Below are 26,282 nucleotides of genomic sequence, written 5' to 3'. Positions count from 1 at the left end.
AAGGCTGAGAGAACGACATGTCCACACCCGTAGTCATGCCCCAGATGGGCGAGTCGATCGCCGAAGGCACCATCGTCCGCTGGATCAAGAAGGTCGGCGATTCAGTGGACCGCGACGAGCCGCTGTTCGAGATCTCCACCGACAAGGTCGATGCCGAGATCCCGTCGCCTGCCGCCGGTGTCCTGATGGACATTGCCGTGAAAGAAGGCGAGACGGTGCCGGTCAACAGCGTCGTCGCCACGATCGGCGCCCCTGGCGAAAAGACTGCGGCGCCTGAGCCGGCGGGTAAGGCTGGTGCGGCAGGTAAGGCTGGTGAGGAAAGGGCTTCAGAAAAGGCTGATGCCACCGGCACGCCCGGTGCTGCCGTAGGCGCGCCCGCCTCGCCGTCGACGACCAACGCTCCGCCGGTTGCGTCCCAACCAGCCCCACCCGCCCAACCAGCCCCTTCGGACGGCGACGAGCGTCAGAAATCGTCCCCCTTGGTTCGTCGCATCGCCAAGGAACACCACGTCGACATTGGCCGCATTGCCGGAACCGGCCTCGGCGGCCGCGTCACCAAGCAGGACATTCTTGCGTTTATCGACAGCGGCGTCGCTGCCGCGCCGTCCTTCGACTCGCGGCCCGCTCGCCCCGCGAGCGCGCCGCTCGCTCAGGATCAGCCCCGTGTGACCAGAGGGGCTGGTGACGAAGTCGTCCCTATGTCCGTGATGCGCAAGAAGATTGCCGAGCACATGGTGGTCAGCAAGCGCACCTCGGCGCACGTGTATTCGATCTTCGAGGTGAACTACTCGCGCGTCGATCAGATTCGCAAGACCAAGAAGGAAGAGTACGAACGGTCGGGCGCGAAGCTGACGTTCACGTCGTTCATCGCCAAGGTCGTGGTCGACTGCCTGCGCAAGCACCGGGTGATCAATTCGTCGATCGACGGCGACAACGTCATCTACCGCAACGACATCAACCTCGGCATCGCCGTGGCGCTCGACAACGGCCTGATCGTGCCGGTGGTGAAGGCGGCCGGCGAGAAGAACACCCTGGGCTTGTCGAAGGCCATCCAGGACATCGCCGATCGCGCGCGCGCCAAGAAGCTCAATCCTGAGGAGGTACATGGCGGCACCTTCACCATCACCAATCCTGGTAACTTCGGCGCGCAGTTCGGCCTGCCGATCATCAACCAGCCGCAGGTCGCCATTCTCGGCGTCGGCGCCATCGAGAAGCGCCCCGTGGTGATTGACGATGCCATTGCCATCAGGCTGATGGGGTTCCTGACCCTGGGCTACGACCACCGGCTGGTTGACGGCGCCGTCGCCGATCAGTTCATGGCCGACGTGAAGAAGGGCATCGAGAACTTCGATCCGGCGCAGGCATGAAAAGACGCCGGGTTCATTTTCCACGACGTCGAACGGGAAAATGAACCCGGCGTCTTTACAGGTTCGCCGGCTCGGGCTGGTCTCGTATGCAGACGGGCTCGAGCTGCAACGGGCGCTGGTCGACGACCGCAAGGCCGGCCGCATTCCCGACACGCTGCTGCTGTTGCAGCATCCCCACGTCCTGACCATTGGCGTCAAGAAGGACGGGCGCCGGCACATCCTCGCCGCGCCCGACCTGCTCGCGGCCCGCGGCGTCGAGGTCTTCGAGACCGGACGCGGCGGCGACGTCACGTATCACGGTCCCGGCCAGCTCGTCGGCTATCCGATCATCGACCTCAATCCCGGCCGTCGTGACGTGCACGTGTACGTCCGCGATTTGGAGGAGGTGATGATCCGCGTCTGCGCCGACTACGGCCTGACCGCTGGTCGCGTGAAGGGGATGAGCGGTGCGTGGGTTGGCGACGCGAAGATCGGTGCCGTCGGTGTCCGCATCTCGCGTTGGGTCACCAGCCACGGCTTTGCCTTCAACGTCACCACCGACCTCGATTTCTTCAACCTGATCGTCCCCTGCGGCATTGCCGACAAGGCGGTGACGTCGCTGGCCGCCGAACTCGGCCGGCCCGTCGCAATGGCTGAGGTTGAAGACGCGTTTGTGCGCCTTTTTTCTGACGTGTTCGGAGAAAAGGGGAGCAGGTCCACTTTTCGGGAATAGGCGCGCGTGGGCCGGGGTTCTATTGGCCAACATGCGAGATCAAACTGAAAACGAGTTGGTGGCCCGGCTCCGGCGGCAGGACGAAACGGCGTTGGCGGACCTGTCGGCCCTGTACGGCGCCCGCATCTTCCAGCTGGCCTTCCGCTACCTGAAGAACCGTGAAGACGCGGAAGAGGTGGTCCAGGACGTGCTCCTGAAGGTGTTCCGCAAGATCGAGGCGTTCCGGGGCGACTCGGCGCTGTCGTCGTGGATCTACCGGATCACGTTCAATACGGCGATGTCGCGGCTGCGCCACACGCGTGCCGCCCGCCTGGCCGAGGTCCCTGAACAGCTGGAAGCGGCCGGGGATGGCGCCCCGCGCGTCTACGAGCCCGCCGACTGGTCGAACCTGGCCGACGAGACCATGTTGCGCCGCCAGATGCGGGCTCGCCTCGTTGAGGCGGTTGAGGAACTGCCGGCCATTTATCGCGAGCCCGTGATCTTGCGCGACCTGAAGGGCATGACCACTGAAGAGGCGAGCATGCGCCTGCGCGTGAAGGACCAGACCCTGAAGTCGCGGCTGCACCGCGGGCGCCTGTTGCTGCGCACGCGGCTCGCTGACTTTGCCGGCGGACTGTCGCTGCATCGCCCGGCCGAGGCGTTCTAACTCGTCTGGTGTGACGTCCGGCTTCTTGACCCGCCGTAGCCTCGGCGAAGGCGGTTAACCGGACATCGACGTCTCGTAGCGCACGCGGTCGCGTGACGATAGCGTGGGCGTCACGATCGACTTGATGCCCGCCGGTTGCAGCAGCACCGGCATGATCGCCGAACGGCCCGGCGTGCCCTCGTCGCGCGTCACCGCGACCATGGCCATGTGCAGCCGCGGCCCGCGCGTCAAGGCCGTGCGGATGATCCGCGCGGCCGCCGATGCCAGCGCGTAGGGACCAGGCGGCCACAGCCGCGCGGCGCGCGCGTCGAGGCGCGCCAACTGTGCTGCCGACAACACCTGCGGAATCGACCGGCCGCCAATCGCCCCTTGGTCCCAGGGCACGATCACCTGTTGCGGCGGTCGCCCCAGCACCATCAGCGAGATATCCGAGGCCGAGGCCTGGGCCTCGAGCGCGGTAATCGCCGTCACCGCCGACCGCAGCGCCTCGCCCGCGGTGCCGAACAGCCGGACGCGCGCAATGCCGGCCTCGTTCACCCCCCGCTCGATCAACCCGCCCTGCGCCGCCCCGGCACACAACAGCGGGGCCACCTGATTCAGCCCCGCCACCCGTTTCAGCATTGCCAGGCCGGCCTCGTCTTGCCACTCGCCGCCGGGCTGGCCGGCGCGGTCTGCCACGACGATCACCGCGGCGCCGACCACCGCCGCAAGGTCGTTCGTGCCCGTCAGCAGCGTGTGGTAGCGGTCCACCGGACCCGACTGCGCCACGTCGAGCGCCTTGCCGGCGGCCACGCTACCCAGCTCGTCAACCAGGACGATGCGCGATACGAGATCGGTCGCGGCCAGCTGGCGGGCCAGCGCGCCGCCAATTTCCCCGGCCCCCAGAATGACGACGGTCGACACGGGACTATTCTATAGGCATGGCACGAGTCACTCTGATTACGGGCGGGACACGAGGCATCGGTTATGCGCTGGCCGAGGCGCTGCTCGGGGCCGGCGGCCAGGTGGCCGTGACCGGCACCGCCACCGACAGCGTGGTGCGCGCCGAGCATGCCCTGGCCACCGCGTGCGGAGATCCCGGTCGCGTCGCCGGCATCGTGTGCGACGTGCGCGACCCCGCCTCCGCCGAACTGGCCGTGCGGACCGCCGCCGCCCGCTTCGGCGGGCTCGACGTGCTGGTCAACAACGCCGGTGTCGGCGTTGGCGTGCCGATTTCGGAGATGCCCCACGACGAGTGGGATCGCATCATCGGCACCAACCTGACCGGCGTCTTCAATTGCTGCAAGGCCGCCATTCCCGTGCTGAAGCAGCGCGGCTCGGGCTGGATCGTGAACGTCAGCAGCCTCGCCAGCACGAACCCCTTCATCGGCGGTGCGGCCTACTGCGCGTCGAAGGCGGGCCTCAACGCGTTCAGCGAGGCGCTGATGCAGGAGCTGCGCGCCGACAACATCCGCGTCACCTACATCCTCCCGGGTTCGGTCGCCACCGGCTTCTCAGGACGCGAAAGTACTGCGGGCTCCAACTGGAAGCTGCAGGCTGAGGACGTCGCCCAGGCCATTGTCGACGTGCTCAACCACCCGCCGCGCAGCCTGCCGAGCCGCGTGGAGATTCGTCCGTCCCGCCCGCAGAAAACTTAATGGAGTGTCCGTTCGAAATCGAGAGCGGGTCGTTCCTACGGAACGACCCCAGTGGCTGCGATGAGCCGAGTTGATCGGACTTTCGCATTCGTTGATACGCTCCACTAGATGATCGCGAACCGGTACGATCCCCTCGAAGTGGCGCCGGCGGGCGCCCCCGTGAAAGCCCGCGACATGCAAACGGCGCAGACCGTGATGCTGCGGCCGATCACGCACGTTGACGAGCGCGTGTGCGGACTGTTTCACCCCGCGCTCGTGGCGATCTTCGACTTCGCCCGCGACGGCAAGGCCACCTATGCCGCGTGCGAGTTCGTCCAGGGCCGCAGCCTGCGGTTGATCATGGGCGGCCAGGTGTTCAATGCGCGCCGCGCCTCAGAGATTGTGGGGGAGGTCGCCGACGCGGTGGCGGAACTGCACGCGCGCGGCATTTTCCACGGCGCCATCACCGTCGATACCGTGCTGCTCACCGCCAAGGGGAAAGCGAAACTGGATCTCGTGCACGCCGCCGAGTCGGACGAAGCCTTGGACGTCGAGCAACTGCGCGCGCTCTTCGCGGCGCTCGTGGGGCACCGGCACCCCGAGCTGGACACCGCCGGTTCGGCGGCGGTGCTCGCCGCCCGCCTGCGATCTCTGTGAGTGGTCCCAATCGGTGTCAATCGGTGCGAATCTGTGGCCGGTGTGAATCTGCGGCCGGTGTGAATCGGTGGCTCAGCTGATCGTGAACAGCCACTTCGGCAGGTCAACGTTGCCGCCGGTGACCATCGCGATCACCCGCTGACCCGGCGCCGACGCCTTGCCGGCCATGATCGCCGCTGTCGCCGCCACGCCCGCGCCCTCGACAATCAGCCGCTCTTCGGTCGCCAGCCCCTTCATGGCCCGGCCCAGGTCGTCCTCGCTCACGGTGACCACGTAGTCGACCACCTGCTTCACCAGTGGAAAGGTGATCGAGCCGGGCTCGAGGTTGCCCGTGAGGCCGTCGGCCAGCGACTGGCGAGGCGTGATCTCGGTGATGCGGCCCGCCTCGAGGCTGAGCGTGAATGGCGACGACGCTTCCACTTCGACGCCGACGACCGTCACGTGCGCCGCGGCGGCCTTGATGGCGAGCCCTACGCCGCTGGCCAGGCCCCCGCCGCCGAGCGGGATCACGATTACGTCGAAGGCCGGCATCGTTTCGACAATCTCGAGGCCGATCGTGCCCGCGCCGGCAATGACATCCGGGTGGTTGTAAGGCGAGATGTAGACGCCGCCTTCGGCCGCGGCGTACTCCCGGGCCTGTTTCTCAGCCGCGTCGTAGTCGTCGCATTCGCCGTGCAGGACGGCGCCATGACGGCGGATGGCGTTCTTCTTGGCTTCGGGCGCGCTCGCCGGCGTAAAGACGATGCACGCGAGGCCCAGGCGCTCGGCGGCGAGTGCCAGCGCCCGCCCGTGATTACCCGCCGACGCGGTCACCAGTTGCGGCGCCGCGCCGGCGTCGCCGGTCTCCAGCAGCCGCAACGCCGCGTGCAATGCGCCACGAATCTTGAACGAGCTGGTCAGGTTGAGCGATTCGAGCTTGAGGAGGACGTTGCCGTCGGCGATCGACGACAGCCAGGGCGACGGCAAGAGTGGCGTGGCCGGCAAGTGCGGCGCGAGCCGCTGCTTCGCGTCGTAGATGTCGAGAACGGTCGGCAGATCGCGGATCACCCTAGTATCCTAGTTCAATGATCCTCAAGGCCGCCGCCGATGGGCCATTTCAGAAAAACGGTTACGTCCTGGGGTGCGAGCGCACGAAAGACGCGGTCTACATCGACCCTGGCGACGAAGTGGAGCAGTTGCTGGCGTTTGTCGCCGAGCAGGGGCTCACGGTCAGCAGCATCCTGCTGACACACGCTCATGTGGATCACGTGTCGGGAGTGGCCGAGGCCAAGCGCCGCCTCAAGTCGCCCATCTACCTGCACCCGGCCGATCAGCCGCTCTATGACCACGCGGCGCGGCAAGGCGCCATGTTCGGGATCCAGGTGGAGCAGCCGCCGCCGGTCGACCGCTACTACGAGGGCCTGGGCCCCATCACCTTCGGAGACCTCGTCGTCCACGTGCACCACACGCCGGGCCACGCGCCAGGCGGAGTTTGCCTGGCCGTGTCGAAGCCGGGTGCGGGGGCCGCCCCAGGCCTGTTTGTAGGCGACACCCTGTTCGCCGGCTCGATTGGACGGACCGACCTGCCCGGTGGCGACTACGAGGTGCTGATGAAGGCGATCACCGAGGTGCTGTTCGCGTTTCCAGACGAGTCGGTCGTCTACTCGGGCCACGGGCCGGAAACCACCATTGGCCGCGAGCGTCGGACCAACCCGTTCGTATTGGAGTATCTGAGTCGCAGGGGGCCTGGAGGGTGAGCTTTCTTCAAGCCCCAAGCCTCTAGACCGACCAGGTCGTCTTCGGATTCCCCGCGCGCTTGTCGTTCGACTCGGCGTTGACCACGAACTCAACCCGCCCCACGGTCAGCTTGTCGCCGTCGCTCAGCACGGCCCGGCCGACCTTCTGACCATTCAAGAAGGTCCCATTGGTGCTGCCGAGATCCTCGAGCAGCAGTTCGTTGGCGTCGCTCAGGGTCAGGCGGCAATGCACGCGCGACACGAGCGCCGCATCGACGACGAAGTCGACGCCGGGTGCGCGGCCAACGGTCTTCAGGGTTCCCGGCAGGAGACGAAACACCAGGCCGGCATCGGCAGGATCAATTGATTGAAGCGTCCACATACGGCAGTGGCATCAGTGTAAACGACACCGGGCCAGTTGTGGTACAAGCACGCCCATTGAGTCTTCGATCCAACGTGCGTCATCACCGGGTCGTGCGCACCCTCGTTTACACGCACCGCTGGCTCGGGATTGGCCTTGGCGGGTTGTTCCTCCTCTGGTTCGCCTCGGGCATCGTCATGATCTACGCGCGAATGCCGGAGCTCGACCCGGCCGAGCGGCTGGCGCGGCTCGCGCCGATCACCTTCACTGCGATCCGCACGGCGCCGGGCGCGGTGGCGGCCGACGCCTCGCGCTTCACCATTTCGACACTGGACGGCCGCCCCGTTTATCGCGTGACCACCGGCGGCGCCCAGCAGACCACCTTCGCCGATACCGGGGCGGTGCTCGAACCGTTGACCGCCGGTCGCGCGCTCGAGATTGCCCGGACCTTTGCCGGCCCTGCGGCCGTCCGGCACGACGGTCGCCTCGAGGATGCCGACCAGTGGACGTTCAGCGTGCGGGGCCAGATGCCCCTGCATCGCATAGCGGTCGCTGATCCGGAGGGCACGCGCCTCTATGTCGCCGAGCGCAGCGGCGAGGTCGTGATGAAGACAACTGCGAGCGGCCGCCGATGGGGCTATCTCGGCGCTGTCGTGCACTGGGTCTACTTCACGCCACTCCGGCGCCAGTCAGCCCTGTGGAACAACCTGATCGTATGGGTATCGATCGCCGGCACCGTTCTGGCCGTGGCCGGGTTTGCGTGGGGCCTGTGGCGGCTCTCGCCGTTCGAGCGCTACCGCCTCAAGCAGGCACAGTCCCGGACGCCGTATGCCGGCCTGATGAAATGGCCTCACTACGCTGGGCTGATCTTCGGCGCCACCACGATCACGTGGATCTTCAGCGGCCTGCTCTCGATGGATCCCTGGGCCTGGAGTCCGAGCACCGCGCCGACGCCGGCCCAACGGGCCGCGGTGTCGCGCGGGCCGCTGCACCCGGCTGATGTGCCACTGGCGTCGCTTCATCGGGGGCTCGCCGCGTACGGCGTCGCGACGCCCAAGGAGATCGACCTTATTCGTTTTCGCGGCCGGCACTACCTTCGCGCCAGCGCCGGCCTGGTGGCGCTCGACCAGCCGACCCAGGGCCCAGCCGACTTGTTACATGCCGACGACATGATCGGCGCGGCCCGCGATGCCATGCCCGGCGTGCCGATCGAAGGCGTGTACTGGATGACCGCTTACGACGCCTACTACTACCGCCGTGGCGGCACGTTGAACCTGCCTGTCCTGCGCGTCCGCTTTGGCGATCCGCAGCAGACCTGGCTGTATCTTGATCCCCGGCGCGGCGCCATCGTCCGGAAGGAAGAACGCCTGAGCCGCATCAACCGGTGGCTCTATCACGGGCTGCACAGCCTCGACTTTCCGTGGCTGTACAACAGGCGCCCGTTGTGGGATGTGGTGGTGATCGCCCTGAGCCTTGGCGGTATCGCGTTGAGCGCGACCACCATGTGGGGCGCCTATCGGCGACTGCGCCGGGGAGTTCGCTATTGGTCCGCCTCCTGGCGGACGCCACACTAGCCCCCGGGCTTGCGGCCGTAGTCAGGACGGTAGTTCTTGTGGCACGAGGTGCACGACTCCATGAGCTGATCGCTCAGGGCGGCAATGCCCTCCACGTCCTTCGCCTTGGCGGCCTTTACGGCGGCGGCGCCAGCCTCGAGCATCAGGATGGAGTCGGCCATCCACTGCTTCTGGTCGCGGGCGCGCCCGGGAAGCATCAGGAGGTTGGCGGATTCGGCCACCATCAAGGCCTGGCCCTCGAGGGTGGTCCACTCGGCGTCGGTCTTCGGGGTCCGCGATTCGATGTAGAACAGCGCGTCGGACGCGGGGTAGATGATCTTGACCATCAGGTCGCTCATGCTCCCCACGTTGCGCGTGGGCGGCCGCTCGGGCGCGGGTTGTTTTGGCGTGGCTGGCGCCGCTGTCTGTGCCATGACTGCCGCGCCGGCCAGGAAGACGAGGGCAAAAGTCTTCATGCGGCGGAAGTCTAATGCATTAACATCCGGCTTGAAGCGGAGGCTCACGTGATTCGACGGTCGATTTTCGCCCTCATCGTGTTCGGCAGCCTGGCTCTTTCCAGTTCCCTTGGTGCGCAAGCGCCGGCAGCGGTGCCAGCTGCGCCCGCAGCCGCGACCCCCAACGATTATTCCGACGTCAAGGCGTGGCTGTGCCGTCCGGGCCGCAAGGGAGATGCTTGCGACATCGACCTCACCACGACGGTAGTGGCGGCGGATGGCACGATGACCCGCGAAACGTGGGCCGCCGATCCCAAGGCGCCGATCGACTGTTTCTACGTCTACCCGACGATTTCCACCGACCCCACCGACAACAGCGACATGAACCCGGATCCGGCGGAACTGAACGTGATCGCGCAGCAGTTCGCGCGCTTCGCGTCGAAGTGCCGGCCGTTCGCGCCAATGTATCGCCAACTGACGCTGTCGGGCCTGCGCAAGCAGTTGGCGGGGCCGCGCTTTGCCTTCGACAAGGGCGTGCAGTACGACGATGTCCGCGATGCGTGGCAATCGTATTTAAAGCGCGACAACCAGGGGCGCGGCGTGGTGCTCGTCAGCCACTCGCAGGGGTCCTTCATCCTGACGTCGCTGCTGCGCAACGAGATCGAGGGCAAGCCCGTCCAGAAGCAACTGATATCGGCGCTGATCCTCGGCGCGACCCTCGAAGTGCCCGCCGGCAAGGACGTGGGCGGCGACCTCAAGGTGATCCCGCTCTGCCGCAAGCCCGGCCAGATCGGATGCGTGGTGAATTACTCGGCGTTCCGGTCCGACGTGCTGCCGCCAGCCAACACCCGCTTCGGCAAGGCTGCCAACGCCGGCAACTCAGGATCCTGCACCAACCCTGCGACCCTTGCTGACGGCAGCGCCCCGCTGAAGGCGTACCTGTCGACGGCGGGACGCACCATCACGGGCACCACGCCGGCGAAGCCGTGGGTGGAAGGCAAGACCGTTGACACGCCGTTTGTGAGCGTGCCGGGCTTGCTGACGGGCAAGTGCGCGTCGAACGAACACGCTACCTACCTCGAAGTGACCGTGCACGGCGATCCCGCCGACCCCCGCGCCGACGACATCGTCGGCGACCTGGGGATGCGAGCCAAGCCGCTGGCCGACTGGGGCCTGCACCTGGTTGACGTGAACATCGCGATGGGTAACCTGCTCGACCTGGTCAGTCAGCAGACGAAGACCTACCTGGGCCGCCGATAGTCAGGCCAGCCGCAGATTGAACACCGATTAGCCACAGATGGCGAATCAGGGTGCCCGGCGGGGTGCGAACACGGCCAGGCTGGTCGCCACGGCGCGGCCGGCCGGGTTGTCGGACGATGAGTTGACGAGGGTGGCCTGGCCGGTTTGCGGATCGGCCAGCGCCATTGATGTCGAGCCGCCGCCGTCGAGATTGAGCGCGTCCCACACACCGTAGTCGTCGATCAGGACGCGAGCGACTTCCGCTAGCGCCATGCCTTCACTGCCGCCTCGCACATCAACCGTGAACAACGTCAGCATGCGGCGATCGCGCGACAGCCCAATCGCGGTTCTCGCCGTGTGCACGTCGGCCCAGGCCTTCGCGTTCGAGTACGCATTCGGCCCGCCTGGTTCCAGCAAGCCGGTCACGTGGGTGGCATCCCGGTAGAGCGGCACGGTCGCCGCACCGCTGGTCACGATTTGCGACGAGCCGGCCACGACATTCCACAACGTCACCGGTTCCCGGACCCGCAGACCACCAGGCTGTGACGGATCGTGGTGGACGATCGACGCCCGGTTATTGCGATCGAGGTTGAGGGCGGGCGCGTTGGAGACCAGCGCATAGCGCTGTTCAGGCGTTTCGAAGGCCGAATACACGTGCCCCTCGGACGCGGCCAGGCCAATGACCCAGGCGGTGCCGTCGGTCGACGGGAAGGGCAGGAAGAAGTGAGCGTTGACGGCCAGCTGGGCGCCTTCCTGTTTCAGGAAGTCCAGCGTCGACTGGCGGACCGTCTCGCGGTCGCTGGCCGGTGGCGACACCTTGAACCGCAAGCCCGGTGTCTGCAGATCGATTTGGGCGACATGCATGTGAACGCGCCGGGGGGTGTCGATCCAGCGGTCGATATAGGTCACCCCCGCGTAGGGCGTGGTGACCTGGGCCTGCGCCGACGGCTGCAGCCACAGGGCGATGAGCCACGCCAGCACGACCAGCGCCCGTGCGCATGTGCTAGATTGCCCCGATGACGATGCGAAACAAGGTGGCGGTTGGGTTGACACTGGTGTCCCTCGTCCTCCTGATTCCCGGCCTGACCCAGCCGGCCCTGACCATCGTCGCGTCGATTCCGATCTTCAACAAGCCCACCGAGATCTTCCGCCAGACGCAGAACGTGATCGAGGCGGTGCGCAGCCTCAATGAAACCGGAAACTACTTCGTCGCCGGACTCATTCTCCTGTTCAGCATCATCGTGCCGTTCATCAAGATGGCGATGCTGGCGGTGATCCTGACGATCAAGGCGCCGGGGCCGAGGTACCAGATGTACCTGTTCACGCGCTCGATCAGCAAATGGGCGATGGCCGACGTGTTCGCGGTCGGCGTGTTCATTGCTTTCATGGCGTCGATTGCCATCGACAATCTCGATGCGGTGATCGGGACAGGCTTCTACTACTTCACGGGATACTGCCTGGTTTCAAATGTGGCGTTCCAGTTCCTGTCGGTGCCGCCCCCAGATCAGGAGTCTTAACAGGAGATCAAGAGATAAGGAGTAACTCTTTAACTCTTGGTCTCCTGTGAACTCTTTGGCTCGTAGTACTTCTTGTACATTCCCCGCCGGAACAGGAAGCCGCCCAGTGGCCCTCCCCAATCGAGGACGTAGTGCATGAAGCCGAGGTCCATCAGCTCGATCAGGTTGCCGTCGCAGTCTTTCGCGAAGAAGAACGTGTGGCCGCGTGGTGACTTCTCGGGCTTCGACACGCACTCCACACCCTTGCTGACCAGGTAGTCGTACCACTTCTGGGTGTTGCGCACGTTGAGGCTGAAGTGGGTAAGGCCGACGCGGTTCCACGGGCCTTGCACCAGCGGTGTCTGCGGTTGGAACTCGAAGATTTCGAGTACAGCTCCACCCGGCACCCGGATCCAGCCAATCTTGCAGCGCGGCGTTGGCGCGTCGATGCCGAAGAAACTCCGCACCCGATCCGAAGGCGTGTCGGACACGCCGACCAGCGGACAGCCGAACACATCCCAGTAGAAGCGGACGAAGGTGTTGAAGTCGCGGACCGTGATCCCGACGTGACTGAAGGAGCGCGCTCTCATGAGCGCTATTGTCGCTCAGCTCCTGCCTGGTCCGCACGTCGCCGCCAGCCGTGCCCACTCGTCCGGGCTGGCCGTGACCCACGCCGTCAGCAGCTCCACGGCGGCGCGATCCCGGACGACGGTGCCGATGGGCGGCATTTGCGATGACGGGCGGCGCGAGCGGACCCGCTCGATCAACGAGCTCAGCTCGGGCTTGCCGGGATTAATCACGCGCGACTCGTCCGGGTTGGCGGGCACCAGCCAGTGGCCCCTGCGGCCGACGGTGGTTGCGAGTGCAGGTGTGCATTCGGTGACAGGAGGGACTTCCACCTTCGCGCTGCGCGCTTCGGCGGACAACGAAGGGTTGCCTCCACCGAGATCGTGTTTAAGCAGTAGACCGAGCGAGGCGATCGAGCTTTCGCGATTGTGGCAGCTGCCGCAGTTGGTCGAGAGGTAACCAAGCGCGGCTCGCGCCTCGGGCGTGGCCGCCGTGATGCGCGGCGGGTTGGTCGTGAAGTGGGTGCGCCTGGGTGAGATCAGGCTTTCGTCCACCAGCGTCCGCAACGTGATCATGTCGGCCGTCAGCGGGTCGGCGTGCAACGCGTTCGGGTCGCGATCGTCCGACAACTGCAGGGCGTTAAAGCCGAGGATCTCCGTGCGCGACGAATCGTGGCACGCCCGGCATTCCATCACCGATGGAATGCCGTGGCGCTTGCCTGGGGCGATGAGTGCCGCATCCGGCTGTCCGGATTCCGGCACCCGCATCGCCTCCGTCTGTTCGGCGTTCCACGCGTACGACGCGAACACCCAGTTGGTCTTGCTTACTTTCCACAGGAACCGCGTTTCCACTTTATGTCCGTCAAAATCGAACTCCTTCCAGAATCTGGTGCCGACCGGAAAGTCCCAGCGGTCGGCGTTCGTGACATCGATGGTCGTGCCCTCGGGCAAGCGCACCCAGCGCCGCTTGCCGGCGCCGTCACTCCACAGCGGGTACTGCGGAGCGAAGGGGCGGTTGCGAACGTCCAGAACGCGCGTGCCTTCGCCCGCATACAAACCGGTCTCCGAGAGCAGCCGCGGCGCCACCGGCGCCTGCGCCTGCTCCGGAATCTTCGAGAGACCGGTTGCTCCCATGAGCGCCACGAGCGCGCCTGCGATGAGCCAGTTCACCTTCATTGGCCAGTGTCTCGACAACTACCAACTATTAACTCTTCAACTTTCAACTCTCCGATGGGTCAATCGGCTGCGGCACACGGTTCTTGATCGGCGGCAGCGACTGCAAGTACGCGAACACGCTCGCGATGTCTTCATCGGTCAGTTTCGCCAGGTTGAAGTACGGCATGGGCGGCAGCAGCGCGCGGCCCTTGCCGCGGTCCTTGCCCGTCTTCATCGTCGCGACGAACTGCTCGAGCGTCCAGTCGCCGAGCCCGGTTTCCTTGTCGGGCGTGAGGTTCATGGTGTAGCTCACACCCCAGGGGCCGGCCCACGCGGTCATGGTGGCGGCGGCGGTTGCCATCCACGGCCCTGGCGGGATCACTGGCGCGGGCGGCATCTTCAGATCTTCAGGATGGCCGCTGAGCGCGCGCGTCATGTCCATCTCAGGACCTTTGGGGCCCATCTTCCACGGCGTGTGGCAGTCGTGGCAGCCCATGATGTCGACGAGATACTTGCCGCGAGCGATCGTGCCGGGCGCGCTGGCCGATGGTTCGGCGGCGGTTGCCCGGACGGTGGCGGTGGCGAGCACGCTGGTCAGGATGGCGGCGGCGGCAATGAGGATGGCCGTTATGAGAAGGTCGGTCTTTTTCATGATTGTTCTGTCTCCGTGATTGGTTGGACGGAGCAGAACGGCGGCCGAACCCTAACCCCTCATTAGTAAATTCTTAAGAAAATGCTAACCGGCTATACTCAGTTTTTCTTACTGACTGCCTTCGCCCCATGATCGACGAAATTCTGGCCGAATTCCTTCAATCTGGCCTCGGCATCCACCTGGGAACCCGCAACGAGCAGCTCGAACCATGCGGCTGCCGCGCCACCGCCGTGAAGGTGGAAGCGGATGGCAAGCATGTCGTGGTGTTCGTGCCGAGGCATGCGTCCCCGCAGATCTTCGAGAACCTGCGGACCAACGGACAGGTGGCCGTTTCCATGTCACGACCGGCCGACGAGCGGGCGGTGCAGGTGAAAGGCCTGATGCTGTTCTCCTGGGACGCGAAGCCCGACGAAGAGGCCTTTGCGCGCGTGCAATGGGGCGGCTTCCTGGGCCAGCTCGACGGCATTGGCCTGCCCGGCGTCGCGACCAGTTCGTGGCGGGTTTTCCCGTGCGTCGCGGTCCGGCTCAAGGTGACGGCGCTCTTCAACCAGACGCCGGGCCCGGACGCGGGAGCGGCGTTGTCATGAGCCTGGGACTGGAGAAGCTCGCGTCATGCTTCCAGGGGATTGTCCCGGCGCTGCTCTACACGTGCGCGAAGGACGGCACGCCCAACGCCGCGTACCTGAGCCAGGTGGAGTACGTGGATCCGACGCACGTCGCGCTGTCGTTCCAGTTCTTCAACAAGAGCCGCCGCAACATTGCCGAGAACCCGCAGGCGGTGGTGCACGTCACCGATCCCGACACCGCGCAGGGGTGGGCGCTGCGGCTGCGGTTCGAGCGGTCGGAGACCTCCGGCCCGATCTTCGAGCGCATGTTCTGGCGCATCGAGGCGATTGCCTCGTACACCGGCATGAAGGGCATTTTCAAGCTGCTCGCCGCCGACATCTACACGGTGGAGTCGGTCGAGAAGGTCCCCGAAGAGGAGGGTCAGGTCGATCGCTCGGCGCCGCCGCTGCGCGCCAAGCCGCCCGATCCGGTCTTCACCATGAAGGCGCTGCAGGACCTGTCGATGCAGATCAACACCGCCGACAGCCTGGAGCACCTGCTGGACTCGATCGTGGTCGGGCTGAAGCGTCACTTCAACTTCAGCCATTCGATGATCGCGCTGGCGACCGAGAAGCCCGACACGCTCGTGATGATCGCCAGCCGCGGCTACGAGCAGAGCGGCGCCGGCGCCGAGATTCAGTTCGGCGAGGGCATCATGGGCCTCGTCGCTGAAGCCAAGAAGCCGATCCGCATCTCGGGCCTGCTGCGCGGCATGCTGCACGCCTACGCGGCCAAGCGGCGCGCCGAGGAGAAGGGCTGGTGTTCCGACGACCGTCGTGTGCCGCTGCCGGGACTCGAGAACCCGTCGAGCCAGCTGGGCGTGCCGCTGATGGTGCGCGGCGAGCTGGTCGGCGTGCTGTGCATCGAGAGCGAGACGCCGTATCGCTTTCACGAGGAAGACAAGACCGCGATCGAGCTGCTCGGTTCCTACCTGGCGGTGGCGATCCAGAACATGCAGCTGCAACAGGACGAAGACGATGATCGGGACGACGTCGGCAGAGCAGGGGCCGGCTTTAGCCGGCCCGCTAGTGCGTCCCGGCGCGAGCTCACCTACTATCGCGGCGAGGAAGTCGTGATGCTCGACGGCGAGTACCTGATCCGCAGCCTGCCGGCGCGCATTCTCTGGAAGCTGTTGCAGGCGCACCGGCAGGAAGGCCGGGCCGAGTTCACCAACCGCGAACTGCGCCTCGACAAGTCGCTGGGCCTGCCGGCCTTCAAGGACAACCTCGAGACGCGACTGCTGCTGTTGCGCCGGCGGCTTGATGAGAAGGCGGGCGACATTCGCCTGGTACCGAGGGGCCGCGGCCGCTTCGCGCTCGAAGTCGGCGGCGATCTGGAACTGATCGAAAGGGACTGAACATGCGCAACACCCTGGTCGCGAGCGTGGTCGCCGGATTCATGCCGGCTTCGCCGGCGTCAGCGCAGTGACTAGGCGACCACCTGGACGTTGTCGTGCAGGAACTCGGGCGCGAAGTCTGCTCCGTTCGACCAGGTCAGCGTGTGAAACTCGGGATGAATCGCGAAGGTAGCGAAGAACGCGACGTCCTTGAGCGGCTCCATAACTGGCCCGAGCAGCTCAGGAGCCAAATCAATCTCGCCAGCCGTCCCATCCCGAAACCTTAGCCACAGTGTGTGCGCCCGAACATGCCGCGCTTCAACGATGTGATAGTTCATCTCGTTTACTCCAACGGCTTGATCTTCTTGAGCGGCTGCCCTCCACGGGCAAGCTGCCAATTCTCCAGCAATTCTGCCTCGTGGAGGCTCGCCCATTCAAGGACCAGCCGCAGAACCGTCGGCGGCAGCTCGCCGTGAACAACCACGGGGACGACTTCAATGGAGGCCTCGAAATCGCCATAGACGGCATGGAAATGGGCGCGACCATGCTCGCGGTAGAACATGCCGATCACGATGCCGAGAAAGCGGGAGATTTCAGGCATGACGGCTCAGGCAGAACATGCTGACGACGATGCCATCGTCGATTCGATTCAGTCAAACTCGGGACTGGCTAAGGTGGGGCGTTGCTCTAAAGATGGGACGCGCGGATGTGTTCGGCCGAGCGCAATGCCTGCGCCACGATCGTCAGCCCCGGATTGACCGCCGCGGATGACGGGAAGAACGACGCGTCCACGACGAACAGGTTCTCGACGTCGTGGGCGCGGCAATAGGTGTCGAGCACCGATTCGCGGGGGTCGGTGCCGAACACCAGCGTGCCGCATTGGTGGGTGGTGTTCTTGGATTTGTGCGAGTGCGCCACGACGATCCAGGCGCCAAGCCTGCGTAGCATCCGCTTGGTTTCGCGCACCAACTGCTCATGGGCGCGCAGGTTGTTGGGCCGGTAGTGCAGCCGGATCGTTCCGTCCGGCGCCAGCGTCACCCGGTTCTCGGCGCGGGGCAGATCTTCGGTCATCGCCAGCCAGTCCACGCCCCGGGCCACCCACATGTCGTAGGCCCACACCGGGACCTGGCGTACCACGGTCTGCGCCATCACGCCGTGCGTTCGGCCCTGCGACTGGATCTGGCCTAGCGGAAAGGGGCGGTTCGGTCCCTTGAAGTAGAAGTCGTTGATCGCAACGGTCTTCTGGAAGACGGTGTCGTTCACCCGGAAGGGATGAAACCCCTGCATCATGGTCGCCAGGTGCGCCATGTAGCGCTTGCCGACCAGACCCGACGAGTTGGCCAGGCCTCCGGGATGTTTGTCGTTGGCCGACCGCAGCAGCAGCGCGGCCGAGTTCACCGCGCCGCACGAGACGATCACGAGCGGCGCCGATACCCGGATCGTTTCCCCGGCTCGCTCGACCTCCACCGCCTCAACCCGCTTGCCGGTCGCGTCGGTAATCAACCGGCGGGCCAGGGCGGTGGTCCACAGCGTGACGTTCGACTGCTTGATCGCCGGGCTGATGCCACACACCTCGGCGTCGCTCTTTGCGTGAATCTTGCACGGGAACGAGTTGCACGTGTTGCAGAGAATGCAGTTTGGCTGCAGCCCGAGCGGCAGCGCCGACGGGTGCAGTCCCTGCAGCTTCAGCCGATCGACGATTTCGCCGACCATCCGCGCGTGTGGAACCGGCGGATGCGGATAGGGCCCGCGCGGCCCCTCAGTGGGATCCGCGCCCGCTTCGCCGTGCACACCGTACAGTTGCTCCGCGCGTTCGTAGTACGGCGCCAGCGTCGCGTAGTCGATCGGCCACGCCGGCGAAACGCCATCGACGTGCTGGACCTCGCCGAAGTCTTCCGGCCGCAGGCGATACATCACCGTGCCCCAGAACTTGGTGTTCCCGCCGACGCAGTAATGCGTGTACGGCCGGAACGGCGTGCCGCTCTCGTCGAGCCACGTTTCGGAGGTGCGGTAGCGTAACTGCCGCCACACCGAGTCGGCGCTCCAGTTCTGCTCCTCTTGCGCAACGAAGCCGCCGCGTTCGAGCACGAGGATCCTTGCGCCGGTGTCGGCGAGCTCGCGCGCCATGGTGCCGCCGCCGGCGCCACTGCCAATGATGACGATGTCGAACGTCGTCGTCACTTCGCGTAGATCTGGTCCATGAGCCGCTGATCTTCCATCGCTCGCTCGAGGCTCATCTCGGGTGTGGTGCCGTTGCAGATCGACTGGCGGAAGTCGCGATACATCGCCTGGTAGCCGCGAATGTCGCGGAAGCCGGGGAAGATGATGCGGGGAAATCCCTGGCCGCGCGCGAGCAGGACGATGCCGTTCGATTCAAACGTGATGACACCCTTGCGGCCGAACAGTTTGGACAGGCGCAAGCCTTTCAGCAACGACGGAATCTCGCGCGAGTAGTACAGCGAGCCAACCGCGCCGTTGTCGTAGTGGAAGGCCACCATCATGCTCTTGGCGCGTCGATCAGGTCCCTCGCGCGACGGCGTCGGCTGGAAGCCGCTGATGCTCGTGATCTTCGGTCCCAGGCTCCCGGCGATGTGCAGCCAGTGGATGCCTTCCTCAAAGAAGGCGTCACCACCCGCCATCGACTCGTCGTTACGCCAATCGTCGGCCGCCTTCAATCGCCTGACGATGGTGCTGAAGTGGCCGAAGACCATCTCGCCGATCACGCCGTCCGCGAGGAGCTGTCGCAGTTTGATCGCCAGCGGCTTGTAGTGATCGTTCTCGCCGATCAGCACCACCTTGCCAGCCCGGTCTCGCGCTTCCTTCACTACCTCGTAATCGCCCATGGTGGGGAAGGCCGGCTTCTCGACCAGCACGTGCTTGCCGGCCGCGAGGGCCTGCAGCGTGAGGTTCAAGTGGAAGCTCGGCGGCACGGCAATGACGACGGCGTCGATGTTGGGGTCGTTGATGGCCTCGGCGTAGTCGCCGTAGCTCCCGCTGCCGCGGAACTTGCCGCAAAACTCGGCGGCCTTGGCCTTGTCGCGGCTGGCGTAGCCGCAGACGATCTCGCTCCTGAAGCGCCGCAGGTTGCGGCTGTGCACCCGGGTGATGAAGCCACAGCCCAGGAAGGCGATGCGGAGGGGTGCTGACATCGGCGGAATCCATCATACCGTTGTTGGAAAGGGCCAACCCTATCGCCGGCCGACGGTGATCACGACGTCGAGCGTTGCTCCCGAGGCGACGGTGATGCCAGTCGCGGGTACCTCGTTGCGGCCCTGCCGAATGGATTGAACCCGCCACTCCGGTGACAGGCCGAGCAACTGCACGCGACGCAACCCAAACAGGCCGTCGATGCGGAACGCGCCATCGGCACTAACCTCCACATCGTCCGCAGCCAGCGGATTGATCTCTTCGCCATCGTCGATCCACTCCGCCGCCACACGCAGGTCGGTTAGAGGGGGCAAGCCGTCTTTCTCTGCCACGATCCGGCCGGTGATTCGCCCCGGTTCCTGTAGCAGCAGCCCCAGCTCCACGGTGTCGTCGAGGACGTTGGCCACCTCGAACGCCACCAACGGCTCGCTGTCGCCTTGCGCGTGTGCCGCGATGAAATAGCGGCCCTCGAGCAGCCCGGGAACCGTGCCCGCACCGTCGGCGTCGAGCGCGATCGCCCGGACCATGCGCGGCTCGACGCGGTAGAGCCAGGCCTTGATGCCCGTCGCACCGCTTGCGGGAACCGAGATGCGGGCGGTGAGCGAACGGGCCGTAATCTTTGGGTACCTGAAGGTGATGCCCGAGGTTACGAGGCCGCCGCTCACACGGATGGTTTCGGCCGACTCAGTGGCGGCGACTCCGGGATAGAAGACGGTTGGCGCCCGTGGCCGGTCGGCGGTCACCGGCAGGTCCAGCGACAACACGGTGTCACCGCTCGGCAGCCGAAGGAGCTCGAACGTACCGTCAGCCTTGGTCTGAGCCGTTGACCCGAGGAAGATTGACGGCGACACCGAAGGTCCAAGGGCGGCACTGACCGTCGCTCCGCCCACCGGCCGGCCCTCTGCGTCAATGACGCGGCCACGAAGCACGGCAGCGAGACTCAACCGGAAGTCGATCCCCGTTCGATGCTGATCGTGCCCGACGACGACCGGGCCGCAGACGGCTTGGGTCGCATCTGTCGCGCCGTAACAAGTTCGCAGATACAACGAGTCCATGGCGAGGACGTGGTATTCGTGCTCGGCCAGGTTCATGAACTGGTAGAAGCCCGTTGCGTCGGTCGTGGTTTGTTGGCTCCCGCCAACAGTCCTCAGCGCTGCCAGACTTATAGCAACGTTTGCGAAGGGTTCTCCGGATTGCGCGTCAGCGACGCGCCCCGAGATGGAGCCGGTGCCGGGCGGCAGGGGTTTGAACCCCGGGGGCCCGGCAGCAGACTGCCCGGCCTCGCCGTCCGCGGACAAGGCGAGGATGACGAGCGCGATGGTCAGGCGAAGTGACATCCGGCTGGCCCTTGCCGAGGGGATGATATAACTCGAACCCTTGGCCCCTCAAACTGTCTGGACAGTCTTTGCTGCCACGGTCGCCCGGTTCGGCAAGCGCGTGGCGATCGAAGTGCAGCGCCCCGACCGCGTCGATCGCTTCACCTACCAGCAGCTCTACGACCTGGCGGTCGCCCACGGCGTGTGGCTGGCCGCTGGCGGCGTGCAGCCGGGCGACCGCTGCGCCATCCTCGCCCACAACGACGCGCACTGGTGCGCGGTCTACCTGGGGATCCTGCGGGCCGGTGCCACCGCGGTACCGCTCGACACCAACTACTCGGCCAAACAGGTCGCGACCATCGTCAAGGACTCGGGCGCGCGCCTGCTGTTCGTCAGCGAGCGACTCCGGCCGGTCGTGGCTGAAGCGCTCAATGCCGGACTGATCGATCCCCAGATCGACATCGCCGACGTCCACTCGTCTCCGGGCACGGCGACGGCTCTGTCACCCGAGGCGCAGTACCCACCTACGGCACCCGCGGTGATCCTGTACACCTCGGGGACCACGTCGGACCCGAAGGGCGTGGTGTTGACGCACGCCAACCTGCTGGCCGAGCGCGATGCCGCCTTCAAGGTGGTGACGGTCACCGACCAGGACGCGCTGCTGGGCGTGTTGCCGCTGTTCCACTCGCTGGCGCAGCTGGCCAACCTCCTGCTGCCATTCGCCGCCGGCGCCCGCGTCGTCTACCTGGAGACTGTCAACTCCGCCGACCTGGTGCGCGCGCTCAAGGAGCGGCAGATCACGATCTTCTGCTGCGTGCCGCAGTTCTTCTACCTGATCCACCAGCGGGTGATGCAGCAGGTGCAGAAGTCGGGCCTGGTGACGCGCGTGGTCTTCCGAGCACTGCTCGCCCTGAACTTTCGCCTGCGCCGCATGGGTCTCAACCTGGGGCCGGTGTTTTTCGGCAAGGTGCACGACGTGATGGGCCGGAAGATGCGGCTGCTGGTCACCGGCGGCTCCAAGTTCGACCCGGCGATTGGGCGCGACCTCTACTCGCTGGGCTTCACCATCCTGCAGGCCTATGGCCTGACCGAGACGAGCGCCTGCGCCAGCATCAACACGCCGGACGAGGCCCACATCGACACCGTGGGCAAGCCGCTGCCGGGCATGGCGATCAAGATCCTGCCGCCCGAGGCCGGAGCGGCCGATGGTGAGATCGCGGTGCAGGGCCCGATCGTGATGGCGGGCTACTACAACCGGCCCGACGTGACCGCGCAGGTCATGCAGGATGGCTGGTTCCTGACCGGCGACCTGGGCCGCATGGACGCCGAGGGCCGGCTGCAGATCACCGGCCGCAAGAAGGAAATGATCGTCCTGGCCTCGGGCAAGAACATCTATCCCGAAGAGATCGAAGCGCATTACCGGCAGTCGCCCTTCGTGAAGGAGATCTGCGTGATGGGCCTGGCCGAGCCGGGCCGGCCGAGTACCGAGCGGCTGTTTGCCGCGGTGGTGCCGGACATGGACCTGATGCGCGAGCGGAAGATCGTCAACGCCGGCGACATCCTGCGCTTCGAGCTCGAAGGCCTCGCGGTCGGCCTGCCGGCGCACAAGCGCGTGCTCGGCTACGACATCTGGTTCGAGCCGTTGCCGCGTACCACCACCCAGAAGATCAAGCGGCACGAGGTCGAGCGGCGGGTGTGCGAGCGCCAGCTGGCGGCGACCGCGGACGCCGCGGCGCCGTTGTCGGATCAGCACCAGGCGTGGCTGGACGACGCGCATGTGGGGGACGCGGCCGCGGTGATCCAGGCGCGCCTGCGCGACGGCGTGAGGCTGCGTCCCGACGCGAACCTCGAGCTGGACCTCGGGCTCGACTCGATGGAGCGGGTGGAACTGCTGACCGAGTTGGAGCAGCGCTTCAATGTCAGGGTGCCGCAGGCCGCGACCCACGAGATCTTCACCGTGGCGCAACTGGTGGAGGCGGTGCGGCCAGGCCTCGAGAACGACCCCCACACCAAAGGGCTGTCGACGAGCGACGAGTCGTGGTCGGTCTTGCTGCGCGACCTGCCGCCGGTAACCGACCCGGTGCTCGGGGGCTTGCTCGAACGGAAGCCCATCGTGACGCCACTCACGTTCGTGCTGTCGAAGGTCGCGCGCGTGGCGTTGGGCCGTGTCAGGGTGACCGGGCTCGACCAGCTGCCGGCACGCGGCGCGTTCATCATCAGCCCGAATCACCAGAGCTACCTCGATCCGCTCTTTGTCAGCGGCGTGCTGCCGTACCGCGTGTGGCGCCAGCTGTTCTACGTGGGCGCGGTTGAGTACTTCGAGACGCCGTTCACCCGGTGGTTCGCGCGCACCGTCAACCTGGTGCCGGTGGACGCCGACTCAAACCTGGTGCCGGCCATGAAGGCCGGCGCGTTCGGCCTGTCGCACGGCAAGGTGCTGGTGCTGTTCCCCGAAGGGGAGCGCTCCATCGACGGCACGGTCAAGAAGTTCAAGAAGGGCGCGCCAATCCTGGCACAGCACCTCGGCGTGCCGATCGTTCCCGTGGCGATCAAGGGCGTCTACGAAATCTGGCCGCGCAACCGTCCCTTGAACTGGCGGCGGCTGCTGCCGTTCAGCGGCCACCGCGTGACGGTGGCGTTCGGCGAGCCGATGAGGTTTGACGAAAAGGCCAGCTACGCCGACAGTACCGCGCAGCTCCGCGAGCGCGTGGTCGAGATGTGGGGAATGTCCGGCTAAAGCCGGACACCACATTAGGATGTAGCGTCCGGCTTTAGCCGGACCATTCAGACCCCGATATCGCGATCGCGGACGCCAATCAGGTAGAGAATCCCGTCGAGGCCCATCGACGAAATCGACTGCTTCGCGCTCGAGCGCACCAGCGGCTTGGCCCGGAAGGCGATCCCTAGTCCGGCCAACCGTAGCATCGGCAGGTCGTTGGCGCCGTCGCCGACGGCAATGCACTGCTCGAGGCTCAGGCCCTCGCTCGCGGCAATCACCTGCAGCATCTCGGCCTTGCGTGCGCCGTCCACGATCGGCAGCACTACCTCGCCGGTGACCACGCCGTCGCGAATCTCCAGCGTGTTGGCGTGCAGGTGGTCGATGCCGAGCCGCTGCTGCAGCACGCTGCCGAAGAACGTGAAACCGCCAGACAGGATGGCCGTCTTGTAGCCGAGCCGCTGCAGCGTCGCGACGAGGCGCTCGGCGCCGTCGGTAAGCGGTATGCGCGCGATCACCTGCTGCAGCGCCGCTTCCGGCAGGCCCTTCAGTAGCGCCACTCGCCTGCGGAACGACTGCTGGAAGTCGAGTTCGCCGCGCATGGCCGCCTCGGTGATCGCGCGTACCTGGTCGCCGGCGCCGGCCAGCACAGCCAGTTCGTCGATCACTTCGCCCTGAATCAGCGTCGAGTCCATGTCGAACGCCACCAGTCGCCGGTTGCGGCGAAAAATAGAGTCGTGCTGGAACGCAACGTCCACGTCGCCCGACTCCGTCAGCGTCGCTAAGCCCGTGCGCACGGCATCTTCATCGACCAGCGTCGCCGCGCTCGGCGCGGTCGCCGTGAACTCCACGCAAAACCGAGGCTGCGCCTCGTCCAGTTGCAACGGCACCCGCGACGACAGGCGGTCGATGCGGTCGATGTTGAGCCCGGCCTGCGCCAGCACGCCCGAAACCTGGGCGATGTGCGACGCGCCGATGGCGGGACCAAGCAGCGTGACGATGAATCGCCGGCGAGCTTGCGCGTTGACCCAGGCGGCGTATTCCTCGGCGGTCGAGGCCGAGAACTTCACTTCGACACCCAGGGCATGCGATTCAAGCAGCAGGTCGGTGAGCAGGGCCGACGAGCGCAGTTCTTCGCGCAGCTCGATCAGGATGCCGAAGGCGAGACCGTCGTGGATCACCGCCTGGCCGATGTCGAGCACGCGCACGTCGTAGCGCGCGAGAATGGAGGTGAGGGCGTGCGTCAGCCCGGGCCGGTCGTGACCGGTCACCCGGATCAGCAGGGCGCTTGGCGCGGTCAATCCCGCAGCGCCCTGGTCATGAAGGCGGCAATCGCGGCGCCCACCTCGGGCGCGATCTTGGCAGTTGGACCGAGGGACGCATACTCGGCCACCTCGCCGGTCTTCGCCGCGACCAGCAGGTGATTGACGCCCGGCACCTTCACCACTTCCGTTTCCGTCTTGGTTCGGCGCGCCCTCGCGTACTCGGCGAGCTGGTCGGCGTGGTGCGGCTTCACCTGCGTGTCGAGTTCACCCTGCACGATCAGCACCGGCTGGCGCGTGTCGCGCATGGCCCGCTCCGGATCGAAGGTCAGGAAGCTGTAGAACCACGGCGTGTCGGCCACCTTGCGGGCCTCTTCGGGCAGGTCCTGCCAGCCGCGGCCCGAGACGACCGCCGCGTTGATCTTCTCCTGCAGCGCCACCTTCTCGGCCCGCTGGCCATCGTCGATCTTCATCTGATCGAGCAAATGTTTCTGCTGCTCGAGCACGATGGTGGCGCCGCTGGCCGATGGACCGGCGAGCAGGGCCATGGCGCCGACCTTGCCGCGTTCGCGGCCCGCCAGCAGCATGGCCACGAGCGCGCCCTCGCTGTGACCGACCAGACCAATGCGCTCCTTGTCCACGTCCTTGCGCTTCTCGAGCCACACCAGCACCGACCGCGCATCTTCGGCGTAGTCGGCAATGGTCACCGACTCGGAGCGGCCGCCGCTCTGGCCAACCCCGCGCTTGTCGTACCGCACCACGATGAAGCCGGCGGCGACGAGGTCGCGGGCGAGCTGGCCGAACACCGGGATCCCCGCGACCGTCTCGTCACGATCGGTCGGCCCCGAGCCGCCGATCAGTATTAGCGCCGGCAGCGGCGCCGTGGCGTTGGCCGGCTTGGTGATGGAGCCGGCGAGGTTGAAGCCGGTGGCCGGGATGGTCACAGCCTCGTCGCCTGGCAGCGAGAACGCGGCGGTGCGCGATGCCGAAGAGGCAATGTCTTCGCGCGCCATTTCCAGCGTCTGCGATGGAATGCTCAGGCGCAGCAGGTTGCCGGCCGGACCCGTCCACAGTTCGAACGGCAACTCGCCCGCCGGGGCCGGATTGATGAAGAGCAGCGAGTATTTCGTGGCATTGATGGTCACGCGAGGCGTGTCGATGCGTTCGGCCGCCGTCGCCAGCAGCCTGATCGTCACCTCGGCTTGCGGCGCCACGTAGGCCTTCAGCTCGACGCCGGGCTTCAAGCCCTGCAGGCGCATGGCCAGCGCCGCGTACGAACCGAGAAACGCATTGGGCAGCACCACGGCATCGGCGGACACCGGATCGACTTTCGTCTGCGGCGCGCCCTGTACCGAGATTACGTTCGAGGCCTGGCCCTTGGCGAAGATGGTTTTCACGGTCACGTCCTGTCCGCGGACGACGCCGTCAACGAGCAGCGATTTGGGCTGCCACTGCGCGTCGTACACCACCTCGGCGGTCCGCGACGTGATGTCGATCGGCGGACCCAGGCGGCTCGAGCCGCGCACGACCCACTCGTCGCCGCTGCGCACCACCACCACTTCCTCGCGGCCGATCGGCTGGGAGCGGAAGAACACGAGGAACTGGGTGTCGGCTGCGTCGGCCGCCGGCCGCGGCGCCTGGGCGGCGGCGCCCGAGACCATCAGGAGAACCGTGAGGGCAACGCCGGTAAGATGGAAGAGAGTCACACA

General features: G+C 66.1%; 27 protein-coding genes. 12 read left to right on the top strand and 15 right to left on the bottom strand.

What is annotated here, in order from left to right; genetic code table 11:
- Nucleotides 1-17: 17 nt before the first annotated feature.
- The 3 genes from Q8T13_10070 to Q8T13_10060 are packed head-to-tail and all read left to right on the top strand — an operon-like array spanning nucleotide 18 to nucleotide 2,725.
- A complete protein-coding gene (locus Q8T13_10070; GenBank protein ID MDP3718096.1) occupies nucleotides 18-1,367 on the top strand; it encodes a dihydrolipoamide acetyltransferase family protein in 1,350 nt (449 codons plus the stop codon).
- A gap of 40 nt (nucleotides 1,368-1,407) precedes the next feature.
- Nucleotides 1,408-2,079 (top strand): lipoyl(octanoyl) transferase LipB, encoded by a 672-nt coding sequence (gene lipB, locus Q8T13_10065; protein MDP3718095.1) that lies wholly within the window; start codon nucleotides 1,408-1,410, stop codon nucleotides 2,077-2,079.
- A 31-nt stretch (nucleotides 2,080-2,110) separates the two neighbouring features.
- A complete protein-coding gene (locus Q8T13_10060; GenBank protein ID MDP3718094.1) occupies nucleotides 2,111-2,725 on the top strand; it encodes a sigma-70 family RNA polymerase sigma factor in 615 nt (204 codons plus the stop codon).
- Nucleotides 2,726-2,779: 54 nt separating this feature from the next.
- Here Q8T13_10060 and Q8T13_10055 read toward each other — a convergent pair whose 3' ends face one another.
- Nucleotides 2,780-3,628 (bottom strand): hypothetical protein, encoded by an 849-nt coding sequence (locus Q8T13_10055; GenBank protein ID MDP3718093.1) that lies wholly within the window; start codon nucleotides 3,626-3,628, stop codon nucleotides 2,780-2,782.
- A gap of 17 nt (nucleotides 3,629-3,645) precedes the next feature.
- Between Q8T13_10055 and Q8T13_10050 the strand changes: the two genes are divergently transcribed.
- Nucleotides 3,646-4,362 carry an SDR family oxidoreductase gene (locus Q8T13_10050; GenBank protein ID MDP3718092.1) on the top strand — a complete coding sequence of 239 codons (717 nt, stop codon included), beginning with the start codon at nucleotides 3,646-3,648 and terminating at the stop codon, nucleotides 4,360-4,362.
- 108 nt (nucleotides 4,363-4,470) lie between these two features.
- Nucleotides 4,471-4,998, top strand: a complete 528-nt coding sequence (locus tag Q8T13_10045; GenBank protein MDP3718091.1) for a hypothetical protein — start codon at nucleotides 4,471-4,473, stop codon at nucleotides 4,996-4,998.
- 72 nt (nucleotides 4,999-5,070) lie between these two features.
- Here the strand turns inward: Q8T13_10045 and Q8T13_10040 are convergent, their stop codons facing one another.
- Nucleotides 5,071-6,045, bottom strand: coding sequence for a threonine/serine dehydratase (locus Q8T13_10040; protein MDP3718090.1), 975 nt, complete (start codon nucleotides 6,043-6,045; stop codon nucleotides 5,071-5,073).
- A 17-nt stretch (nucleotides 6,046-6,062) separates the two neighbouring features.
- Here Q8T13_10040 and Q8T13_10035 point away from each other — a divergent pair, with 17 nt between their 5' ends.
- Nucleotides 6,063-6,734, top strand: coding sequence for an MBL fold metallo-hydrolase (locus Q8T13_10035; protein MDP3718089.1), 672 nt, complete (start codon nucleotides 6,063-6,065; stop codon nucleotides 6,732-6,734).
- Nucleotides 6,735-6,756: 22 nt separating this feature from the next.
- Here Q8T13_10035 and Q8T13_10030 read toward each other — a convergent pair whose 3' ends face one another.
- The gene (locus tag Q8T13_10030; protein ID MDP3718088.1) at nucleotides 6,757-7,095 is read right to left on the bottom strand and encodes an FHA domain-containing protein; all 339 of its coding nucleotides are present in this window, start codon (nucleotides 7,093-7,095) and stop codon (nucleotides 6,757-6,759) included.
- Between the two features lie 56 nt (nucleotides 7,096-7,151).
- On the opposite strand from Q8T13_10030, the gene Q8T13_10025 reads away from it, so the two are divergent.
- The gene (locus tag Q8T13_10025) at nucleotides 7,152-8,648 is read left to right on the top strand and encodes a hypothetical protein (protein MDP3718087.1); all 1,497 of its coding nucleotides are present in this window, start codon (nucleotides 7,152-7,154) and stop codon (nucleotides 8,646-8,648) included.
- Here the strand turns inward: Q8T13_10025 and Q8T13_10020 are convergent.
- A complete protein-coding gene (locus Q8T13_10020) occupies nucleotides 8,645-9,103 on the bottom strand; it encodes a hypothetical protein (protein ID MDP3718086.1) in 459 nt (152 codons plus the stop codon). The genes Q8T13_10025 and Q8T13_10020 overlap by 4 nt on opposite strands.
- Nucleotides 9,104-9,151: 48 nt before the next feature.
- Here Q8T13_10020 and Q8T13_10015 point away from each other — a divergent pair, with 48 nt between their 5' ends.
- Complete coding sequence (locus tag Q8T13_10015; protein ID MDP3718085.1) at nucleotides 9,152-10,342, top strand: DUF3089 domain-containing protein; 1,191 nt, start codon at nucleotides 9,152-9,154, stop codon at nucleotides 10,340-10,342.
- Between the two features lie 45 nt (nucleotides 10,343-10,387).
- On the opposite strand, the gene Q8T13_10010 is transcribed toward Q8T13_10015, so the two are convergent.
- Entirely contained in the window at nucleotides 10,388-11,302 is a 915-nt protein-coding gene (locus Q8T13_10010) for a phosphodiester glycosidase family protein (protein MDP3718084.1), read from the bottom strand.
- Between the two features lie 35 nt (nucleotides 11,303-11,337).
- On the opposite strand from Q8T13_10010, the gene Q8T13_10005 reads away from it, so the two are divergent.
- Nucleotides 11,338-11,838 carry a paraquat-inducible protein A gene (locus tag Q8T13_10005; GenBank protein ID MDP3718083.1) on the top strand — a complete coding sequence of 167 codons (501 nt, stop codon included), beginning with the start codon at nucleotides 11,338-11,340 and terminating at the stop codon, nucleotides 11,836-11,838.
- Nucleotides 11,839-11,867: 29 nt separating this feature from the next.
- Here Q8T13_10005 and Q8T13_10000 read toward each other — a convergent pair whose 3' ends face one another.
- The 3 genes from Q8T13_10000 to Q8T13_09990 are packed head-to-tail and all read right to left on the bottom strand — an operon-like array spanning nucleotide 11,868 to nucleotide 14,190.
- Nucleotides 11,868-12,407, bottom strand: coding sequence for a VOC family protein (locus Q8T13_10000; GenBank protein ID MDP3718082.1), 540 nt, complete (start codon nucleotides 12,405-12,407; stop codon nucleotides 11,868-11,870).
- Between the two features lie 15 nt (nucleotides 12,408-12,422).
- Entirely contained in the window at nucleotides 12,423-13,559 is a 1,137-nt protein-coding gene (locus Q8T13_09995) for a c-type cytochrome domain-containing protein (GenBank protein ID MDP3718081.1), read from the bottom strand.
- 43 nt (nucleotides 13,560-13,602) lie between these two features.
- The gene (locus Q8T13_09990; GenBank protein MDP3718080.1) at nucleotides 13,603-14,190 is read right to left on the bottom strand and encodes a c-type cytochrome; all 588 of its coding nucleotides are present in this window, start codon (nucleotides 14,188-14,190) and stop codon (nucleotides 13,603-13,605) included.
- 128 nt (nucleotides 14,191-14,318) lie between these two features.
- Between Q8T13_09990 and Q8T13_09985 the strand changes: the two genes are divergently transcribed.
- Together Q8T13_09985 and Q8T13_09980 are read left to right on the top strand one after the other, a co-directional pair.
- A complete protein-coding gene (locus tag Q8T13_09985) occupies nucleotides 14,319-14,777 on the top strand; it encodes a hypothetical protein (protein ID MDP3718079.1) in 459 nt (152 codons plus the stop codon).
- Nucleotides 14,774-16,153 (top strand): GAF domain-containing protein, encoded by a 1,380-nt coding sequence (locus tag Q8T13_09980; GenBank protein MDP3718078.1) that lies wholly within the window; start codon nucleotides 14,774-14,776, stop codon nucleotides 16,151-16,153. The genes Q8T13_09985 and Q8T13_09980 overlap by 4 nt, the downstream gene beginning before the upstream one ends.
- A 71-nt stretch (nucleotides 16,154-16,224) precedes the next feature.
- On the opposite strand, the gene Q8T13_09975 is transcribed toward Q8T13_09980, so the two are convergent.
- From Q8T13_09975 to Q8T13_09955, 5 genes are all read right to left on the bottom strand, one after another.
- A complete protein-coding gene (locus Q8T13_09975) occupies nucleotides 16,225-16,470 on the bottom strand; it encodes a DUF2442 domain-containing protein (GenBank protein MDP3718077.1) in 246 nt (81 codons plus the stop codon).
- 5 nt (nucleotides 16,471-16,475) lie between these two features.
- Nucleotides 16,476-16,733 carry a DUF4160 domain-containing protein gene (locus tag Q8T13_09970; GenBank protein ID MDP3718076.1) on the bottom strand — a complete coding sequence of 86 codons (258 nt, stop codon included), beginning with the start codon at nucleotides 16,731-16,733 and terminating at the stop codon, nucleotides 16,476-16,478.
- 86 nt (nucleotides 16,734-16,819) lie between these two features.
- Nucleotides 16,820-18,313, bottom strand: a complete 1,494-nt coding sequence (locus tag Q8T13_09965; protein ID MDP3718075.1) for a GMC family oxidoreductase — start codon at nucleotides 18,311-18,313, stop codon at nucleotides 16,820-16,822.
- Nucleotides 18,310-19,281, bottom strand: a complete 972-nt coding sequence (locus tag Q8T13_09960) for a Gfo/Idh/MocA family oxidoreductase (protein ID MDP3718074.1) — start codon at nucleotides 19,279-19,281, stop codon at nucleotides 18,310-18,312. Before Q8T13_09960 ends, Q8T13_09965 begins: the two co-directional genes overlap by 4 nt.
- Before the next feature lie 39 nt (nucleotides 19,282-19,320).
- Nucleotides 19,321-20,616: a carboxypeptidase-like regulatory domain-containing protein gene (locus tag Q8T13_09955; protein ID MDP3718073.1), complete on the bottom strand. Its 1,296-nt coding sequence runs from the start codon at nucleotides 20,614-20,616 to the stop codon at nucleotides 19,321-19,323.
- 40 nt (nucleotides 20,617-20,656) lie between these two features.
- On the opposite strand from Q8T13_09955, the gene Q8T13_09950 reads away from it, so the two are divergent.
- Entirely contained in the window at nucleotides 20,657-23,332 is a 2,676-nt protein-coding gene (locus Q8T13_09950; GenBank protein ID MDP3718072.1) for an AMP-binding protein, read from the top strand.
- Between the two features lie 47 nt (nucleotides 23,333-23,379).
- Here Q8T13_09950 and serB read toward each other — a convergent pair whose 3' ends face one another.
- Both serB and Q8T13_09940 read right to left on the bottom strand, forming a co-directional pair.
- Complete coding sequence (serB, locus tag Q8T13_09945) at nucleotides 23,380-24,612, bottom strand: phosphoserine phosphatase SerB (protein ID MDP3718071.1); 1,233 nt, start codon at nucleotides 24,610-24,612, stop codon at nucleotides 23,380-23,382.
- Entirely contained in the window at nucleotides 24,609-26,279 is a 1,671-nt protein-coding gene (locus tag Q8T13_09940; protein MDP3718070.1) for an alpha/beta fold hydrolase, read from the bottom strand. Before Q8T13_09940 ends, serB begins: the two co-directional genes overlap by 4 nt.
- Nucleotides 26,280-26,282: the final 3 nt, after the last annotated feature.

The organism is Acidobacteriota bacterium, from assembly GCA_030697165.1.
In the GTDB taxonomy this organism is placed as follows: Bacteria; Acidobacteriota; Vicinamibacteria; order Vicinamibacterales; family UBA2999; genus 12-FULL-67-14b.
This window is presented reverse-complemented; position numbering and strand designations above follow the sequence as displayed.

Excerpts from the sequence above, each read along its gene's own strand:
- Q8T13_10070 (MDP3718096.1), top strand. The coding sequence starts at position 18 with ATGTCCACACCCGTAGTCATGCCCCAGATGGGCGAGTCGATCGCCGAA.
- lipB (MDP3718095.1), top strand. The coding sequence starts at position 1,408 with ATGAACCCGGCGTCTTTACAGGTTCGCCGGCTCGGGCTGGTCTCGTAT.
- Q8T13_10060 (MDP3718094.1), top strand. The coding sequence starts at position 2,111 with ATGCGAGATCAAACTGAAAACGAGTTGGTGGCCCGGCTCCGGCGGCAG.
- Q8T13_10050 (MDP3718092.1), top strand. The coding sequence starts at position 3,646 with ATGGCACGAGTCACTCTGATTACGGGCGGGACACGAGGCATCGGTTAT.
- Q8T13_10045 (MDP3718091.1), top strand. The coding sequence starts at position 4,471 with ATGATCGCGAACCGGTACGATCCCCTCGAAGTGGCGCCGGCGGGCGCC.
- Q8T13_10035 (MDP3718089.1), top strand. The coding sequence starts at position 6,063 with ATGATCCTCAAGGCCGCCGCCGATGGGCCATTTCAGAAAAACGGTTAC.
- Q8T13_10030 (MDP3718088.1), bottom strand. The coding sequence starts at position 7,095 with ATGTGGACGCTTCAATCAATTGATCCTGCCGATGCCGGCCTGGTGTTT.
- Q8T13_10020 (MDP3718086.1), bottom strand. The coding sequence starts at position 9,103 with ATGAAGACTTTTGCCCTCGTCTTCCTGGCCGGCGCGGCAGTCATGGCA.
- Q8T13_10005 (MDP3718083.1), top strand. The coding sequence starts at position 11,338 with ATGACGATGCGAAACAAGGTGGCGGTTGGGTTGACACTGGTGTCCCTC.
- Q8T13_10000 (MDP3718082.1), bottom strand. The coding sequence starts at position 12,407 with ATGAGAGCGCGCTCCTTCAGTCACGTCGGGATCACGGTCCGCGACTTC.
- Q8T13_09995 (MDP3718081.1), bottom strand. The coding sequence starts at position 13,559 with ATGAAGGTGAACTGGCTCATCGCAGGCGCGCTCGTGGCGCTCATGGGA.
- Q8T13_09990 (MDP3718080.1), bottom strand. The coding sequence starts at position 14,190 with ATGAAAAAGACCGACCTTCTCATAACGGCCATCCTCATTGCCGCCGCC.
- Q8T13_09985 (MDP3718079.1), top strand. The coding sequence starts at position 14,319 with ATGATCGACGAAATTCTGGCCGAATTCCTTCAATCTGGCCTCGGCATC.
- Q8T13_09980 (MDP3718078.1), top strand. The coding sequence starts at position 14,774 with ATGAGCCTGGGACTGGAGAAGCTCGCGTCATGCTTCCAGGGGATTGTC.
- Q8T13_09975 (MDP3718077.1), bottom strand. The coding sequence starts at position 16,470 with ATGAACTATCACATCGTTGAAGCGCGGCATGTTCGGGCGCACACACTG.
- Q8T13_09970 (MDP3718076.1), bottom strand. The coding sequence starts at position 16,733 with ATGCCTGAAATCTCCCGCTTTCTCGGCATCGTGATCGGCATGTTCTAC.
- Q8T13_09960 (MDP3718074.1), bottom strand. The coding sequence starts at position 19,281 with ATGTCAGCACCCCTCCGCATCGCCTTCCTGGGCTGTGGCTTCATCACC.
- Q8T13_09955 (MDP3718073.1), bottom strand. The coding sequence starts at position 20,616 with ATGTCACTTCGCCTGACCATCGCGCTCGTCATCCTCGCCTTGTCCGCG.